This is a genomic window from Achromobacter sp. 01N37 (genome assembly GCF_056399725.1).
The window spans coordinates 1-18,474 of the sequence record NZ_JBFTRX010000016.1; the positions used below are offsets into that span (position 1 = coordinate 1).

11 protein-coding genes are annotated in these 18,474 nt (G+C 63.0%); 5 read left to right on the forward strand and 6 right to left on the reverse strand.

The annotated features are described in order from the left end of the window. The 3 genes from AC1DSJ_RS25260 to AC1DSJ_RS25270 form a co-directional block, all read left to right on the forward strand. Positions 1-5,413, forward strand: a 5,413-nt coding sequence (locus tag AC1DSJ_RS25260; RefSeq protein WP_476760409.1) for a VCBS domain-containing protein, incomplete at its 5' end; no start/stop codon positions are given. 119 nt (positions 5,414-5,532) lie between these two features. Further along, positions 5,533-6,216, forward strand: a complete 684-nt coding sequence (locus AC1DSJ_RS25265; protein ID WP_054427494.1) for a transglutaminase-like cysteine peptidase — start codon at positions 5,533-5,535, stop codon at positions 6,214-6,216. Positions 6,217-6,233: 17 nt separating this feature from the next. Then, complete coding sequence (locus AC1DSJ_RS25270; RefSeq protein WP_441372374.1) at positions 6,234-8,192, forward strand: bifunctional diguanylate cyclase/phosphodiesterase; 1,959 nt, start codon at positions 6,234-6,236, stop codon at positions 8,190-8,192. Here the strand turns inward: AC1DSJ_RS25270 and AC1DSJ_RS25275 are convergent. The 3 genes from AC1DSJ_RS25275 to AC1DSJ_RS25285 are packed head-to-tail and all read right to left on the reverse strand — an operon-like array spanning position 8,182 to position 11,538. Then, positions 8,182-9,009 (reverse strand): M48 family metallopeptidase, encoded by an 828-nt coding sequence (locus AC1DSJ_RS25275; RefSeq protein WP_175169819.1) that lies wholly within the window; start codon positions 9,007-9,009, stop codon positions 8,182-8,184. The two genes, AC1DSJ_RS25270 and AC1DSJ_RS25275, sit on opposite strands and share 11 nt — an antisense overlap. A 42-nt stretch (positions 9,010-9,051) precedes the next feature. After that, positions 9,052-10,119, reverse strand: coding sequence for a chorismate synthase (gene aroC, locus AC1DSJ_RS25280; RefSeq protein ID WP_054427479.1), 1,068 nt, complete (start codon positions 10,117-10,119; stop codon positions 9,052-9,054). 36 nt (positions 10,120-10,155) lie between these two features. Then, a complete protein-coding gene (locus tag AC1DSJ_RS25285; RefSeq protein WP_441372375.1) occupies positions 10,156-11,538 on the reverse strand; it encodes a putative bifunctional diguanylate cyclase/phosphodiesterase in 1,383 nt (460 codons plus the stop codon). A gap of 528 nt (positions 11,539-12,066) precedes the next feature. Here AC1DSJ_RS25285 and AC1DSJ_RS25290 point away from each other — a divergent pair. Together AC1DSJ_RS25290 and AC1DSJ_RS25295 are read left to right on the forward strand one after the other, a co-directional pair. Next, positions 12,067-14,037 carry a bifunctional diguanylate cyclase/phosphodiesterase gene (locus AC1DSJ_RS25290; RefSeq protein WP_476760410.1) on the forward strand — a complete coding sequence of 657 codons (1,971 nt, stop codon included), beginning with the start codon at positions 12,067-12,069 and terminating at the stop codon, positions 14,035-14,037. Between the two features lie 47 nt (positions 14,038-14,084). Next, the gene (locus AC1DSJ_RS25295) at positions 14,085-15,683 is read left to right on the forward strand and encodes a sensor histidine kinase (protein WP_441372377.1); all 1,599 of its coding nucleotides are present in this window, start codon (positions 14,085-14,087) and stop codon (positions 15,681-15,683) included. Here the strand turns inward: AC1DSJ_RS25295 and AC1DSJ_RS25300 are convergent. From AC1DSJ_RS25300 to AC1DSJ_RS25310, 3 genes are all read right to left on the reverse strand, one after another. Beyond that, on the reverse strand, positions 15,665-16,384 hold the full coding sequence (locus AC1DSJ_RS25300; RefSeq protein WP_054427477.1) for a response regulator transcription factor: 720 nt from the start codon (positions 16,382-16,384) through the stop codon (positions 15,665-15,667). The genes AC1DSJ_RS25295 and AC1DSJ_RS25300 overlap by 19 nt on opposite strands. A gap of 214 nt (positions 16,385-16,598) precedes the next feature. Next, positions 16,599-18,098: a protein adenylyltransferase SelO gene (locus AC1DSJ_RS25305; RefSeq protein ID WP_441372378.1), complete on the reverse strand. Its 1,500-nt coding sequence runs from the start codon at positions 18,096-18,098 to the stop codon at positions 16,599-16,601. After that, positions 18,095-18,466 (reverse strand): DUF2069 domain-containing protein, encoded by a 372-nt coding sequence (locus tag AC1DSJ_RS25310; RefSeq protein WP_054427475.1) that lies wholly within the window; start codon positions 18,464-18,466, stop codon positions 18,095-18,097. Before AC1DSJ_RS25310 ends, AC1DSJ_RS25305 begins: the two co-directional genes overlap by 4 nt. Positions 18,467-18,474 lie beyond the last annotated feature (8 nt).

The window sequence follows — 18,474 nt, forward strand, 5'->3', positions numbered from 1 at the left end:
CTTTACCGAAACCTTCACCGTGACCGTCAACGACGGCAACGGCGGAATCGTCGACAAGCAAGTCACGGTCACCATCAACGGCACGGACGACGGCGCGACCATCAATCCGGCTCAACCCGGCGATGACAAGGGTTCGGTCACCGAAGACGTGACGCTTACGACCGGCGGCAAGCTCGAAGTCACCGATCCCGACGCTGGTCAAGCGGTCTTCCAAACGCAGACCAATGCTGCCGGTCAGCACGGCACCTTCTCCATCGACGCCAATGGCAAGTGGGCCTACACCCTGACCAATAACGACCCGGCCGTTCAAGGCTTGGGCGCGGGCAAGACCCTGACGGAGACGTTCATCGTTACGACGGCGGATGGCACCACCGGCCAAGTCGTGGTCACCATCGTCGGCACCAACGACATTCCGACCATCTCCGGCGCGGCGACGGGTGCGGTGACTGAAGACGTCGCAACGACCATCAATGGCCAACTGAAGGCCATCGACGTCGACACGACCGACACGCACACTTGGTCCGTCAACAACGACGGCAACGGTACGTACGGCAACTTCTCGGTCGACGCGACCGGCAAGTGGACGTACAACCTGGACAACACCAGCACCAAGGTGCAAGCCCTGGCCGCCGGTCAGCAAGTGACCGACACCATCACCGTGACCGTCAACGACGGCCATGGCGGCACGGCTACGCAGGTCATTACGATCACCGTCACCGGCTCCAACGACCTGCCGTCCGTCACGGGCGCGGCAACGGGCAATGTCACCGAAGACCTGACCAAGACGACTTCGGGCCAACTGACTGCCGTGGATGTTGACGCCACCGACAGCCACACCTGGTCGGTTCCGGGCGACGGCAAGGCCGCGTACGGTTCGTTCTCGGTCGATGCGACCGGCAAGTGGACGTACAACCTGGACAACGCCAGCACCAAGGTCCAAGCCCTGGCTGCCGGTCAGCAAGTAACCGACACCATCACCGTGACCGTCAACGACGGCCATGGCGGCACGGCTACGCAGGTCATCACCGTGACCATCACGGGTGCCAACGACGCCCCCACCATCACGGGCGCATCGACCGGCGCAGTCGTTGAAGACGGCGTCAAGACGATCAATGGCCAACTGACTGCCGTTGACGTCGATACCAACGACACCCATACGTGGTCGGTTCCGGGCGACGGCAAGGGCACGTACGGTTCCTTCGTGGTCGATGCCACCGGCAAGTGGACCTACAACCTGGACAACACCAGCACCAAGGTGCAAGCCCTGGCTGCCGGCCAGCAAGTGACCGACACCATCACCGTGACCGTCGATGACGGCCATGGCGGGACTGCGCAGCAGGTCATCACCATCACCGTCACCGGCTCCAACGATGCCCCGACCATCTCAGGTGCATCGACTGGAGCGGTTACGGAAGATGCCGCGCAGAGCAGCATCTCGGGTCAGTTGTCCAAGACCGATGTTGACGCCACTGACACGCACACCTGGTCCGTCAACAACGCTGGCAAGGGTACGTACGGCACCTTCGCCGTCGATGCCACCGGCAAGTGGACTTACAACCTGGACAACACCAGCACCAAGGTGCAAGCCCTGGCTGCCGGCCAACAAGTGACCGACACCATCACCGTGACCGTCGACGACGGCCATGGCGGGACGGCGCAGCAGGTCATCACCATCACCGTTACCGGCACGAACGATGCCCCGACTATTGGCGGCGTGACGACCGGTGCGGTGAAGGAAGATGGCACGCAAGTCATTACCGGCCAGTTGACCAAGACCGATGTCGACGCAACCGACACGCACACCTGGTCCGTCAACAATACTGGCAAGGGCACGTACGGCACGCTGGCGGTGGACAGCACCGGCAAGTGGACCTACACGCTGGATAACGCCAACGCCAAGGTGCAAGCCCTGGCCGATGGCCAGCAAGTGACCGACACCATCACCGTCACTGTCGACGACGGCCACGGCGGTACGGCGCAGCAAGTCGTCACCATCACCGTCACTGGCACCAACGATGCCCCGACGATCGGCGGCGTTGTCAGTGGTGGCGTGACCGAAGACGGCACGCAAGTGGTCAGCGGCCAGTTGACCAAGGCGGATGTCGACACCACCGACACCCACACGTGGACGCTGAACAACGCCGGCAAGGGCACGTACGGTTCCTTCGTGGTGGATGCGGCCGGCAAGTGGACGTACACGCTGGACAACGCCAACGCCAAGGTTCAGGCGCTGGCCGATGGCCAGAAGGTGACCGACACCATCACCGTGACCATCAATGACGGCCACGGCGGCACGGCCACGCAGGTCATCACCGTGACCGTCACCGGGTCCAACGATGCGCCTACCATGGCCGGCGTGACGACGGGCGCGGTGAAGGAAGATGGCACGTTGACTACCACCGGCCAACTGACCAAGACCGACATCGATACGACCGATACGCACACGTGGTCGGTCAGCAACAGCGGGGCCGGTACATACGGCACGTTTACGGTCGACAGCTCGGGCAAGTGGACCTACACGCTGAATAACGCCAGCGCCAATGTCCAAGGCCTGAAGGAAGGCCAGCAGGTGACGGACACCATCACAGTGACCGTCAACGACGGCCATGGTGGCACGGCGCAGTTGCCGGTCACGGTCACCATCACGGGCACGAACGACGCGCCGGCGATCACCGGCCAGACGTCCGGCACGGTGACCGAGGACTACACCCTGTCCACCAGCGGCAAGCTGAACGTAGTGGATGCGGACGTGGGCCAGAGCGGCGTGGTGGCGCAGACCAATGTGGTTGGCAAGTACGGCACGTTCTCGATCGACGCCAACGGGAACTGGACGTACACGCTGAACAACAGCCTGCCGGCGGTGCAGAACCTGCCTGCTGGCGCCACGCTTTCCGAGTCGTTCAACGTGGTCGCGGGCGACGGCACGACGGTTCAACCGATCTCGGTGTCGATTGTGGGCACGAACGACGCGCCGGTTGCTGCGGATAACTCTGCCAATGTGGAAATCGGCACCAGCCATGTCTTCACGGTGGCCGAGTTCAATTTCAGCGACGGCGCCGAAAGCAACGCCCTGCAAAGCGTGATCATCTCGCGCCTGCCCACCGATGGCACGTTGACGCTGAACGGCAGCCCCGTCGCGCTGAACACGGCGGTGTCGGCGGCGGATATCGCGGCTGGCAAGCTGGTCTTCACGCCGTCGGCCAATGGCCTGGATACCTCGATCGGGTTCCAGGTGCGCGATGGCGGTGGCACCGACCATGGCGGCCAGAACACCTCGGGCACGTACAACTTCGTCTTGAACACCAACAATGTGGTGACGGGCGAAAACGTCGGCAGCGGCACGGGCACCACGCCGGTGCTGAACGGCGGTTCGGGCGACGACATCATCCTGGGCGACAAGGGCGGCACGGTCGTGACCGTAGAGCCGGGCAAGAACTACAACATTGCCCTGGTCGTGGATACGTCGGGCAGTATGGCGTACAAGCTGGACGGTTCGACCTCGGGTTCGGGCCAGTCGCGCATTGCGCTCGTCAAGGACGCACTGACGAACCTGGCCAACCAATTGGTGGGCCATGACGGCATCGTCAACGTCACGCTGATTGGTTTTGCGACGTCGGCGGGTACGCCGGTTACGCTGCAGAATCTGACGTCGTCGAACGTCCAGACCTTGCTGAACGCCATCAATAATCTGTCGGCAACCGGCGGCACGAACTACGAAGCGGCCTTCAACAGCGCCGTGTCGTGGTTCAACGGCCAGACGGCGGCAGGCAAATCGGTGGCGAACGGGTATGAAAACGTCACGTTCTTCCTGACTGACGGCGACCCAACCTACTACATCAAGAGCAACGGCACGACGGGTGGCGATGGCAGTACGACCGACCAGACCACGGTGCAGGAATYCGTGAATGCGTTCACGCCGCTGTCCAACATGAGCACCGTGCACGGCATTGGCATCGGCAACGGCGTCAATGAAGACTACCTGCGCCTGTTCGACAACACGGGCAGCACGGGCGGCGCGGTGACGACCTATGCCAGTTTCGGCAGCGGTTCCAGCACCAGCACCATTGCCAACTTCAACTCGAGCTCGGGCTGGGGCAACGTTGGCACCTGGACGGTTTCCGGTACGGGCAATGGCGGGTCAGTGAGCCGCGTCAGCAGCGACTACATCCGCATCATTGATACGGCTGGCGGCACCAGCACCAACGCCATCACGCCGACGTTCAACTACTCCGGCTACGGCAAGATGAGCTTCTCGGCAGCCACGGGCAGCTTCAACACGGGCGACGTGTTCACGTGGTCGTTGCAGTTGCAGAAGGCGGACGGCAGCTGGATCACCATCGACAAGGGCAGCATCACCAGCGCCATGTCGAACTGGACCACCATCACCACCAATACGTACGCGGGCAGCACCTATCGCTTTGTGTTCGATGTGGCCGACAACACCTCGGGCAGCGGCAACGCTACGGTGTATATCGACGACATCATGCGTACGAATTACACGGCCAGCAACGTCATCGCAGCCCCTGGCGGCGATGTGGACATCGTGCTTAAGGGTGAAGACCTGGCCGCCGCGCTGCAAAGCGGCAGCTCCAGCCTGGACCCGGCCGTGGTGGGTAACGACGTCATCAACGGCGGCGCGGGCAACGACATCATCTTTGGCGACACGATCAATACCGATCACCTTGCCTGGGGCACCGTCGCCGCCGGATCGCACGATGGCCAAGGCCTGAAGGCGTTGCAGGACTTCCTGGCCTACCAGAACGGCCATGCCGCGACCAGCACGGAAATCTACGACTACCTGAAGGCCAACCACGCGCAGTTCAACCTGACGGATGATCTGCGCGGCGGGGACGACACCGTCCACGGCGGCACGGGCGACGACATCATCTACGGCCAGGGCGGCAACGACACCCTGTATGGCGATGACGGCAACGACGTCCTCTACGGCGGCTCGGGCAACGACTACCTGCATGGTGGCGCGGGCAACGACGTGCTGGATGGCGGGTCGGGCACTGACACGCTGATTGGCGGCAAGGGCGACGACACGTTGTACGGCGGCGCCGGCAGCGACACGTTCAAGTGGGAGTTGAACGATCAGGGCGCCGTGGGCGCGCCGTCGGTCGACACGATCAAGGACTTCTCCGCCGACACCATCGCCAATGGCGGCGACGTTCTGGATCTGAAGGATCTGCTGATTGGCGAGAAGGACGGCACGCTGACGCAGTACCTGAACATCCACAAGGAAGGCAACAACACGGTCATCGACATCAACACCAAGGGCCAGATTGCCCAAGGCGCTGACCAGAAGATCGTGCTGGAGAACGTGGACCTGACGAACAACGGTGCGCTCAGCAACCAGGCCATCATCAATGACCTGCTGCAAAAGGGGAAGCTGAACGTCGACCACAGCTAAGCACCACGGCGATACCTTGGTGTGGCAAGGGGCGGGCCGGCCGCGGCCCGCCCCTTGTTCGCCAGCATTTTTTCCTCTGGCATGTCTGCGACAGTCGGAAAAATGTGAAAATCCGTTTCATGTCCTCGACTCACCGTTTCCGCGGCTTGGTGACCCTGTGCCGATTGGTGCTGCTATGCCTGGCTTGCGTCTGGGGCGGCAGCTTTGCGCTCGAGGTAAATTCCGATCGTCTGCAAAGCCTGGCCGCCAGCCGCTATGGCGCCAAGGGTGCAAAGTCGGTCGGGAACTGGCTACAGTTGTTGCGTGCCCCGCCGCCGGCGCTGGAACGCGACCGTCTCACGACGGCGAATGATTTTTGGAATCGCGCGCTGCTGTCTGGCGAAGACGCGACCATCTGGGGGCAGGCCGATTATTGGGCCACGCCGCTGGAATCGCTGGGCAAAGGCGCGGGTGACTGCGAAGACTATGTCATCGGCAAGTACTTCACGCTGCTGGCCATGGGCGTACCCGCCAACAAGCTGCGCTTCATCTATGTTCGCGCGCGCGTCGGCGGACCGGCCAGCAGCAGCCAGGTCGCCCACATGGTGCTGGGCTATTACGAAACGCCGAATGCAGTCCCGCTGGTGCTGGACAGCCTGATTTCAACCATCCTGCCCGCCACGCAGCGCCGCGATCTGACGCCGGTGTTCAGCTTTAATGCCGACGGGGTCTACGTGGATGGCAAACCCGCCGCGCCGGTTGATCGGCTCAGCCGCTGGCGTGATCTACTTCAACGCATGGATCGGGAAGGCATCCGCCCCTGATCGCCGGAAACAAGACTATGTCCATACTTCGACAGCTACTGCTCAGCGTGACCTTGGCGATTGGCGTCATCTTGCTGGGTACCTTGGCGCTCAGCGTGAACTCGGCGCGTGAATACCTGTCGGGCCAATTGCAGGTGCAAAGCACCGACGCGGCGGTATCGCTGGCGCTGTCCTTGTCGCAGCCCGCCAATAACGACCCGGTGCTTCAGGAACTGCTGCTGTCCGCGTTGTATGACGGCGGCCATTTTTCGCTGGTGCGATTGACGGACCCCGATGGCAAGGTGCTGATCGAACGCAAGTCCACCGCCACGCCGAACGCGGTGCCCGCCTGGTTCCAGAAGCTGGCGCCGCTGGACACGCAATCGGCCAGCCACGCGGTCAGCGACGGCTGGCGCCAGATTGGTGAAGTGACGCTTACCGCCAACGACGCCTACGCCTGGGAAGCCCTGTGGCGCAGCAGCTTGAAGATGATTGCGCTGGTGGTGGGCGCGGGCGTGCTGTGGGCCGTGTTCGCGTTCGTGCTGGTGGGCTGGATCAAGAACCGCCTGCTGCGGGAAATCAGCGACCACGTGCGCAGCATTGGCCAGGACTCGCCGCCCGAACAAGTTGAAGCGCGCGTGCCCGAGCTGTCGGGCGTGGTGCAGGCCCTGAATCAAACGCGCGAACGCGTGTACGCCAGCGTCGAGGAACAAAACGCCAAGATCGAATCGCTGGAGCTGGAGCTTAACCAGGACCCGGTGACCGGCCTGCCCAACCGCAAGTACTTCGTCAACGAGTTCCGGCGCGCGCTGGAAGATCCGGCCGCCAAGCGCGGCGGGCATGTGCTGGTGTTCCGCCAACGTGATCTGGCCGACCTGAACCGACACATGCCGCGCGAATTCATCGACCAGTGGCTGCGCGCCGCGTGCGAACGCATTCAAGGCACGCTGAAGTCCTTGAACGTGGCCGCCCCCATGCTGGCTCGTCTGAATGGATCTGACTTTGCGTTGCTGCTGCCTAATTGCGCAGCGCCCCAGGCGATGATGGTTGCCGAACGGCTGCGCGCGGACCTGCACGCCTCGCGCATCCCGGTGGGCGAAGGCCATCTCTGCCGCTGGGCGTCGGCCATGACGGATTACAGCCAGGGCAATCAGGCCGGCCCCGTGCTGGCGCGCCTGGACTTCGGGCTGATGCGCGCCGAAAGCGCCAACAACGATCACGTCGTGATTGCGGGCGCGACCGACATGCAGTCGCCGTCGGAATCGGGCGAGCGGGCGTGGAAGGACGCGATTCTGACCGCGCTGGAAGACAAGCATTTCGAGCTGGCGACGGAGCCTTTGCTGGCTGCCGACGGTGGCACGGTGCGCACCGAAGCCATGCTGATGTTGCGCACGGCCCCCGACCAGGAGGCGATTCCCGCCACGCTGTTCATTCCGCCCGCGGTGCGGCTCGACCTGGTGGCCGATTGCGATCTGGAATCCGTGCGTTTGGGATTGGATTGGCTGGCAAGCCACGACGGCGAATTGGCGGTGCGCGTTGCCCTGCCCTCATTGCGTGGCCAGAAGTTCTTCCGCCAGTTGGCGCTGCTGCTGACGGAACGCCGCCCGCTGGCGCATCGCCTGTTCCTGGAAATCGATGCGCACGGTTTGGTGGAATGCCACGAACAGATCGCGACGCTCGCCCGCGTGGCGTCAGAATTCGGCGCCCATATCGGCGTGCGCCGGTTGGCGCAGCAGTTTGGCGCAGTGGCCCAACTGCATACGCTGCCGCTGTCCTACGTGAAGCTGGGGGGTGGTTTTGTGGGCGGCATGTCGCAAAGCCCGGGCAGCCAGCAGTTGACGGCCTCGGTGCTTGAGACCGCCCGCACGCTGAACATTGCGGTGTATGCCGAAGACGTGCCGGATGCCGAAACGCGGCGCATCCTGGCCAGCCTGGGTATCACCATCATGCGCGGGCCGGGCGTCAAGCCAGCGCCAGCGCCAAGCGCTACTTCTTGACCTGCTGATACAGCGGCATCACCTGCTGCGCGGCGGCCTGCAAGTCGGTAATGCGCGAGGCCGCCGACGGGTGCGTAGACAGGATTTCGGGCGGTGCATTGCCGCTGTCCGCCGCGCCCATCTTCTGCCACAGCGTGACGGCGGCGCGCGGGTCAAAACCCGCGCGGGCCGCCAGTTCCACGCCCATGCGATCCGCTTCGGTCTCGTGCGTGCGGCTGTTCGGCAAGGTGAACATCACATTGGTGAGTTCCCCGCCCAGATCGCCTGCCGCACTGGAACCGGTGGCAATCGACAAGACCTGCAAGCCCAGGTTCGTGGCCATCTGCTGCGATACGCGTTCGCGCGCGTGCTCGCGCAAGGCATGGGCAATTTCGTGGCCGAGCACGGCGGCCAGCTCGTCATCGGTGGGTTTGATCTTCGAAATCAGGCCGGTATAGACCGCGATTTTGCCGCCCGGCATGCACCAGGCGTTGACCTCGTCGCTGGACAGCACATGCACTTCCCACTTCCAGGCGCTGGCGTCGGGGCGGAACACCCCCGCTTGCGCGATCAGCCGCTGGGAAATGGCGCGCACGCGTGCCACCTGCTGCGCATCGCGATCCAGCAGCCCCTTGGCTTGGGCCTGCTTGAGGATGTCGGTGTATTGCTGGCTGGCTTCTTGCTCCAGCGCCTGCGAGGGCACCAGGCTGGACATGTACTGCGTGCGGTTCACGCCGATGGCGCCGGACTGCGTGGTGTTCATGCCGGTGCAACCGGCTAGCGCAGTCAGCGCCAGCGCGACGGCCGTGCCGCGCAACAGATGACGTTTACGGTTCAAATCGGCCTCCTGGAGACGATGGGCAAGACTGCCGGGGATAGATCAGATGGGGTCGCCGCACTGCCCGCGATGACGCAGGGCGTGGTCGATCAGCACCAGAGCAAGCATCGCTTCGGCAATCGGGGTTGCGCGGATGCCCACGCACGGATCATGGCGGCCCAGCGTCTGCACGACGGTGGGTTCATTGGCGCGATTGACCGAACGGCGCTCGACACGAATGCTGGACGTGGGTTTGATGGCCAGCGACACGGTGATCGGCTGGCCGGTCGAGATACCGCCCAGCACGCCGCCCGCGTGGTTGGTCAGGAAACCGTCTGGCGTGATTTCGTCGCCGTGCTCGGAGCCGCGCTGCGCAATGCTGGCAAAGCCCGCGCCAATCGACACGCCCTTGACGGCGTTCAAGCCCATCATCACGTGAGCGATGTCGGCGTCCAGGCGGTCGTAAATGGGTTCGCCCCAGCCCGCTGGCAGGTTTTCGGCGACGACTTCAATGCGCGCGCCGATGGAATCGCCGTCGCGGCGCAACTGGTCCATGTAGGCTTCCAGCTCAGGTACGACGTCGGCATTGGGTGCGTAAAACGCGTTGTTCGGAACTTCGTCCCAGGTCACGAAAGGAATCTCGATGGGACCCAGCTGGCTCATGTAGCCACGCACTTTCACGCCGTATTGTTCGGCCAGCCATTTCTTGGCGATGGCGCCGGCGGCAACCGTGGGCGCCGTCAGGCGGGCCGACGACCGGCCGCCGCCGCGCGGATCGCGCACGCCGAACTTGCGCCAGTAGGCGTAATCGGCATGGCCGGGGCGGAACGTGTCGGCGATGTTGGAATAGTCTTTGCTGCGCGCATCCGTGTTGCGGATCAGCAGACCAATGGGGGTGCCCGTGGTCACGCCTTCGTACACACCCGACAGTATTTCGACTTGGTCGGCTTCCTGGCGCTGCGTCACGTGACGCGAGGTGCCAGGGCGGCGGCGATCCAATTCAAGCTGGATATCGGCGGCGTCCAGGCTCAGCCCCGGAGGACAGCCATCCACGACGCAACCGATGGCCGGCCCGTGGGATTCGCCGAAATTCGTGACGGTAAAAAGGGTACCTAGGGTATTGCCGGGCATAGGAGGTCAACAGGTCGGGTTTGCGAGCAACCCAGATTATGACACCGCCGCGGCCAAAGCCTGGATTTCGGCGGCAGGCGCCGGCCGTCCCAGCAGGAATCCCTGCATGACGCGGCAACCCAGGGACTTCAGGATTTCGCGCTGACCTTCGGTTTCAACGCCTTCGGCCACGACGGGCAGGCGCATCGCCTGGCACAGGCCGAACAGCGCAGAGACGACTTCGCGGCTGCCGGCATCGGATTCCAGCGCCGAGATGAAACTGCGATCGATCTTCACCCAATCGATGGGCAGGTGGCGAAGATGATTCAGACTGGAATAGCCGCAGCCAAAATCGTCAAGCGCAACGCCGATGCCTTGCGCGCGCAGGATGTTCAGAATCTTCACGTGCCGCTCGTAATGCAGGATGAAGATCGATTCCGTGATCTCCAGCACCAGCTTGCTGGGTGACAGTTCCGTAGCGGCCAGCACATCCGACACGAGTTGCACCAGGCCGTCCTCGTTCATCTGCTTGACCGACAAATTCACATGCACGCGCCAGGCCGCCGGCCACTGCGCGGCTTGCGAGCAGGCGCGTTCCAGAATCCACGCGCCCAGCGGCACGATCAGGCCGCTGCGTTCCGCCAGCTCGATGGTGACGGCGGGCGACACACTGCCCAGCGTGGGGTGATGCCAACGCAGCAGCGCCTCGCACCCTTGCACCACTCCGGTGCCGCTATCGCAGACCGGCTGGTAGAACAATTCGAACTGTTCCATGGCGGGCGTGGTCAGCGCCAGACGCAGGTCGTTTTCCAGGCCTTGCTCGTCCCGATGGCGGGCTAACAACCTGAAATCAAACAGATTCCAGCCCGGGCCGCCACGCTCTTTCAAGGGAACCATGGCTACCTGGACGCAGCGTTGCAGCTCTTCCACGGTGCGGCCGTGCTCGGGGTACAACGCCGCTCCGATGCGGAAGACCGCAATCAGCGGGCGGCCACCCAGCTCATAGGGCACGCTCAGATCTTCCAGCAGTTTGGCCGACACCTGCGCCGCTCCGGGCTCATCCACCTCGGGCACACAGAGCGTGAAGGCGTCGGTACCGGTACGCGCCACCAAGCCCCCCAGCGTGCGGGCCAGCAAACCCAACCGATTGGCCACTTGCACCAGCAGCGCCTGCTCTTCGCCGGCGCGCAGCATCGCGCTGATCTCGGCGTATTGCTCAAAGCTGACCAGGAAAAAGGCGCCCCGGCGCGCCGGCCCTTCTTTCTGGGCCAGCAACAAACGCGCGCGACGATGCAGCTCCTGCTGGCTAAGGACGCCGGTCAATTCATCGCGCGTCAGCCGGTGACGCAATGCGCGTTCCCTGCGAACAAAGAACACGCTTATCGCCGCAAGTGCGCCCGCGAGCGTCAGGCACAGTGCGAGCAGGTAACTCTCACGCACGGAGCCCCCTATCTAGAAACCCCTGGCGTTGCGGTCCAAGAAAGAACCCAAGGGCTGTAACATTTTTTAAATTATGCATTATTTTCGCAAAAAAACGCCACACTTCAGAGGCAACGCGCCTCTTTTCCTTGAAATCCTAAGGCTCTCAGGTTGCTCGTGGATGGTCATGTGGTCCTTGGGTAGCATGTGCTGGCCGGTCCAAAGATCCATGCCCTACCCTTACTACGACAGCCAACGCCCAAAAATTAATACGCCCTGTCTCAATAGTTCTCAATCGGGCAATTATCACGATCGAAATAATTGCACAGGTTGTCAGATATGGTGGCGATTTTCGTAATATTCTGTACGTTCTGTGACATACCGAATTACAGTGTCCGAGGCGCCACTGCGGTATTAGTAACGTGTGTCACGTTTCCTATCCAGGTTTTTTTCCGTCGGGCACACTCGTAGCCCGACGCCCCCTTTAACCGGCGGCCCGCCAGTGTTGCGATGAACTGGCTCACTGCCCGCGAAGGGAATCCCACACCCATGTCGACATTACGCCGGATACTTCTTTGCACTGCCCTCTTGATCGGCTTCATCCTGCTCGGCGCTCAGGCGCTGGGGATGTTGGCTGCTCACCGCTATCTGAATACGCAGCTGACGCAACAAAGTGAAGGCGGCGCCAGCGCCCTGACCTGGGCGCTGTCCCACTCTCCGTCCAGCGCTGGGGACCGGGCCGTCTTGGCGGATGAGCTGTTTGGGCAGGGCTTGTATGCGCTGGTGCGTATCACGAACGAAGGGGGCACCCCGGTCGTCGAACGGCAAAAGCAGCCTGGCGCTTCGACGCGAGACGGGGACTGGCGCAACGCGTGGCTGAACGTGCAGGCACCCGCGATATCACGCCCGTATGTGTCGGCGGACGGCCGTGTCCGAGGCACCGTCACGGTACAGGCCGACACGCGATTGGCGCGCGATACGCTGTGGCAAGGCGGCGTGCGCGTGCTGGGCTTGGTGTTGGCCGCGGGCGTCTTCTGGTCATTGTTCGCCGTGAACCTGGTGCGATGGATTGAGACGCGAACGTCGCGCGACATCTGCGAACGCGTCCGCGCATTGGCCCCCGGCAACAGTACGGCGCCTGCCGGATCGTGCGAGCTGGCGGGGGTGGACCAAGCGCTGGTCGACGCCCAGCGCCGCGTGGCCGCGACGGTCGAAGAACAGAACGCAAAGATCGAGTCCCTGCAAAGCGAGATCTATCGGGACCCCATCACCCGCCTGCACAACCGCAAATATTTCGTTGACCAGTTCAGGTCGGCGCTGGCTGACAAGTCGTCTGAATCCGCAGGCCATATCCTGATGTTCCGGCAGCGTGACCTGGCGCAGATCAATCGCCATTTGTCGCGGGCGTTTACGGACCAGTGGTTGCGTTCATCCTCGGACCGGCTACGCAAGCTGATTGCCGAGTTCGGCGGGCCGGACGCGCAAATCGCACGCATCAGCGGTTCGGACTTCGCTCTCCTCATGCCCCGCACGTCCGCGCCGCAAGCCAGCCTGCTGGCCGAACGCGTGCGCCGTGAGCTGCGGTCGCTGCGGGTGCCGATGGATAAGTACGGGTGGTGCCGCTGGGCGCTGGCCATGACGGCGTTCGCGCCGGGCGACAACATGAGCGATACGCTGGCGCGGCTGGACCATGCGCTGATGTGCGCGGAAAGTGCCGACGATGACCAGATTGCGCCCGCCAGCCAAGCGGCCGACAGCACGCGTATTGGTGAATACAGCTGGCACGACGCCTTGGTGACGGCGCTGGAGCAGCACCGCTTTTCGCTATCAGTATTGCCGCTCTATGACGTGTCGGGCGCCCTGCTGCACTACGAAGCCAGCTTGACCCTGCACGACACCTCTGGCGGCGATCCCGTTCCAGCTTCGATTTTCATGCCGCCTGCCGTCCGGCTGGGCCTGTCGGCCGAATGCGATATTCAGGCTATCCGCCTGGGCATGGATTGGCTGTTCACGCATTCCGAATCGCTGACGGTGCCCGTGTCACTGGCCTCGCTCGCGCAGACCTCCTTTCTTTCCCGATTGGAGCGCATGCTGGCAGACCGGCCGGCGCTGACGGCGCGCCTGATCATTGAAGTGGACGCCGCCGGTCTCGTCGAGCAAGGCAGCGACCTGCGCCAGCTGTGCGACATCGTCACCGCCGCCGGCGCACGTGTCGGGGTGTCGCGGCTGTCACAGCAATTCGGTGCGATGGAACGGCTGCATGAGTACCCGGCGTCGTATCTGAAACTGTGCGGCGGCTTTATTACCGGCTTGCTTCACAGCCCTGGCAGCCAACATCTGGCCGCCACGGTCGTGGCCACAGCCACGACATTGGACATGGCGGTTTACGCCGAAGATGTGCCCGATTCAGCCACCCAAGAGATTTTGGAAGACCTTGGCGTCCGCGCAATCCGCGGGGCTGTCGTAAACTTCGCCCATACGCGCGGCCTCGCGCCGGATCACCAATGGGTTCCTAGTTGACGGAAGGATTGTTTCTTCGCACCCGCTGGCGTTTTCGCCAACAACGTGTGCATCGTGCCCTCGCCGGATCGCAAGCCTCGCTGTCGCGATTCGGCATGCTGCTGTGCGTGTTGCTCTGGCCGGGTGTGGTGTGGGCGTATGGCTTGAATGGCTCCTACGACGACATGCAACTTGGCCTGACGGCCGGGGTCGCGATGGCTTGCGGCCTGGCGTGCGTGGTGGCGTGGGGCTACACCCGTGACGCCCTCTTCGGCGCGGGACTGGCCTTCATGCTGCTGGAAGGCCTGTTCCGGTCGCTGCCCGCCTTCTTGCCTCCCGGCGCATTGCAAGCCGGTTCCTTTGCTGCCTTGCTGGCGCTGACCGCGCCACTGCTTGCCACGCGGTTTGCCGATACCCCGCAAGCTTCCTTGCTGGCGAGCGCTTGCCGCGGACTTGCCATCGTGCTGGCGGGCGTGGCTGCGCTGGCGCTGATCTTCGTCTATGAAACCGAGAACGGCCTGATCCCCGCCTTGATCGCCGGCGTCTGTGCGGGCATCAGCGTGCCGCTTTGCCTGTGGTTCGGCGCACGCACATTGCTGCGCAAGACGGATCGCCTGCTGTCGCTCGTCTTGGCCGGTGTATATGTAGCGTCAGCGTGGATGCTGGGGCATGACGCATGGTTGTCCGATGGCGCCGACAACGCCGGCACCGTGGCCGAACTGGTCCGATTGCTATTGGTTTTTGGCGCCTTGCTCAGTGTGGCCCTGGCGCGGCAGAGCCGCCCGCCCCTCAGCGCAGAACAGCCAGCACACGATTACGCCGATGCTGAACATGTCGCCCAAGGTGAGCTGCGCCTGGCCGAGTTGGCGGGCGCGCTGGACACCCAGCGGCAGATGAATGCGTTGATCTCCCACGAATTGCGCGCACCGCTGGCGACGATCAGCGCGGCGGCGCAATCGCTGGACATGATTCTGTCTGACAGTGGCGAAGCCGTTGACAATCGCTTGGGCCGCATTCATCGCTCGGTTGCCCGCATGACAGAGCTGATGGACCAACTGCTGAATCAGGACCGACTTGAAGAGCAGGCCTGGACGCCGCGTGGCGAATACACCGATCTGGCCGAACTGGCCCGCGACGTCGTGACCGCCATGCAGCCCGACACCGCGCACGCGCTCGTGGTACAGGCCGATGATCAATTGCCTGTTTATTGCGACCGCCCGCTGACCAGCGTGGTCGTGCGCAACCTGATCCACAACGCCATCAAATATTCGCCCGCCAACGAGCCGGTCAAGATCGAAGCCGGGCAGGTTCGCGTTAACGACGTGCCGATGGCGTGGATTGCCGTGGTTGACCGCGGCCCGGGCATTGGCGAGGAAGAACAAACTCGGATTTTCGAGCCGCATTTCCGGCGCTCCGCGCACCGGGAAACGCAGGGCATGGGGATCGGGCTATATCTGGCGCGCCGCATTTGCCAGAACCAAGGTGGGTCTCTGACCATGCAGAGCACGGTCGGCGTGGGGACCCGGTTTGTGATTACGCTGCCAGTGAAGGCAAATTCGGCAAACTCGCCAGACCAGGTAAACGCAGCGAGCTCGGAAAATCCGGCAAATCCCGCCAGCGCAGCAGATTCGTCAGATTCGCCAGACGCTCAGGCCGCGAACACGTAACCCTGGCCGCGCACAGACAGCACCGGCAATTTGAGCCCCGCGCTTTGCGCCTTGGCGCGCAGACGGCTCACCAGCACGTCGATGCGGCGCAGTTCAAAACCACCGGGGCTGTCCGGCAGGAATAGTTCCGCCAAGACCTGGCGGCTGACCGCGCTGCCGGCGGCATCCATCAAGGCCATCAGGAAGGTTCGCTCCTGCGCGCTCAGATGCAGCGACGCACCGTCGGGGGCCACCAGAATCCAGCCTCCGTCCTGCAATGACCACGTGCTGTCTGCCGAGGCCCGCGTTTCGGTATCCGCGGGGCGCGGGGCTTTGGCCAGACGCATGCGTCGGGCCAGGCTGCGAATGACCGAGCTAAGCTCCAGCAAATCCACGGGCTTTGTCATATAGACGTCCGCCCCGCCTTCCAGCCCCCGCACGCGATCCTCAAGCGCACTGCGCCCCGTCAGCATGACGATGCCAACCGGACTCAACGCGCGCAGGCGGGTGGCGACGGAGAATCCGTCTTCGCCGGGCAGGTGAGCATCCAAAATGACGATATCGCACGGCTGCTCCTGCAATCGGCGATAAAACGCCGCAGCATTGTCGCAAGCAAATGCCACCCGAAAACCATATCCGCCCAAGCCTAACGCCAACTCCTCACGGAAGTCGGCATCATCCTCGAGCAGACCGATACATAGCAAACCATCTGCGCCAGGCATATTCAGAGTGCTTTATATTGAAAATTGTCGACAAATGCCCCAAGGATGCGGCATACCATCCTGAGTGTCCCGCAGGCGACAATCTTACGAGATTTACAATGGAAACGAATGATTGCAGTGAAAAAAAACGCCATATTTCACTGCCTATCACCGCTTTTTCTCGTAAAAGCACAAGAATTGGTTAGTTTATTTTCGGAAACGAACGCATTTTGCGTCAAGACGAGCAACTGACTTCCAAACTGCCCGCCCAATCCGGCGGCAGCCCGGCATACCGTTCATAGCCCGCTTGAGCTTCATACGGATTGCGCAACAGCGTCATCAGCGTATCGATCTCGCTGACATCGCCCGTCTTCGCCGCGCGAATGGCCTCTTCGGCCAAATGATTACGCAAGACATAGAGCGGGTTGACGCGGTTCATGGCGTCTGCCACGTCTTGCGCCGACCGCCCATCTTCCTGATGGCGCGCCAGCAGCCGGTCCAGCCAGGCTGCGGCCGAGGCTCGGTCAATGAATAAATCCTCAAACGCGCTGCGCTGCCCCAGCACGGCATCCGCCAGCCTGCGCCAAGACAAGGTGAAATCCGCCTGGTTGGCGTCCATCAGCTTGAGCAGGTCGTCCAACAAGGGTTCGTCAGCCGGCCGCCATGCCGCCAAGCCCAGCTTGGCGCCCATCCGGTCATGGAAGGCACGGGTGAACACCGCTTCGTACTCGTCCAACACCGCGCGCAGCCCTTCCACGTCTTGAACGAGCGTGTGCAGGCTGCCGCCCAGGCGATACAGGTTCCACAGCGCCACTGACGGCTGCCGGTTCCAGGAATAGCGCCCTTCCGTGTCGGAATGGTTGCAGACATGGCCCAGACGGAATCCATCCATGAAACCATACGGACCGTAGTCCAGCGTCAGGCCCAGGATCGACATATTGTCGGTATTCATCACCCCGTGGCAAAACCCCACCGCCTGCCAATCGGCCATCAGCAAGGCGGTACGCCGCGTGACGGCGCGCAGCAGATTCATATAGACGGCCGCATCAGTCTGCGGCTCGCCCGCTGACGCCTCGCGGCATTCCGGATAGAAGCGGTCAACGACATAATCGGCCAGCGTTTTGAGCATGTCTGGCTGGCGGCGAGACGACCAATGCTCGAACGAGCCGAAACGCACAAAACTAGGCGACATACGCGTCACGATGGCGGCGGTTTCGACGGTTTCACGCATGACCGGATCATCGGACACCACCAGCGCCAGCGCGCGCGTGGTGGGAATGCCCAGCCCATGCATGGCTTCGCTGGCCAGATATTCGCGCACCGACGACCGCAAGACGGCGCGGCCATCCCCCATGCGGGAATACGGCGTCATGCCCGCGCCCTTCAATTGCAATTCCCAGCCGCCCGCCGGGCCCTTGATTTCACCCAGCAGATGGGCGCGCCCATCCCCCAGTTGCCCCGCCCACACCCCAAACTGATGGCCGCTATAAACGGCCGCTAGCGTGTCCCCGCCTGGCAAGGGCTGCGCACCGGAAAATACTTGCAGGAATTCAGGCGTGGAAAACGCCGACGGGTCCAGGCCGATCAGCGCCGCCGCATCCGCGTTGGCATGCAGCAGGCGTGGATTATTCAGCCCTTGGGGCGTCAAACGGGTATAGAACGCCGCGGGCAGCGCCGCGAATGAATTGTCTGCCTGGAGATCTGACAGGGAATGGACGCTCGAAGGGACGCTCATGCGCGTTGGCTCCTGGCAGCCCGTTTGGCGGGCCGCACATAGAAAATGGCGCTAAGAAAGAAGGTCGCCGAAAGGATGATCTCGCCCCATGCCATCAGCACGGAAAGCGGAGCGGGATCGGACATCGCGCGCACGGCCCCTTCCATCAAATACAGCAACGACAACATCGACGCCCACTGATAGGTATAGAGATTTCCGCGCAGGATGCCGCGCAAGGGAAACGCCAGCGGCAGCGCCTTCAGCAGCATCCAGGAACCGCCCGGCCGCACCGGCGCCACCACGGTTTCCCAGGTGACGCACAAGACGATCAGGGCGAACAGTGAAACCGAGGCCACGAGGCGCAAGCGGGGGTTGAGTTCAGGGTTCATGCTGCTAT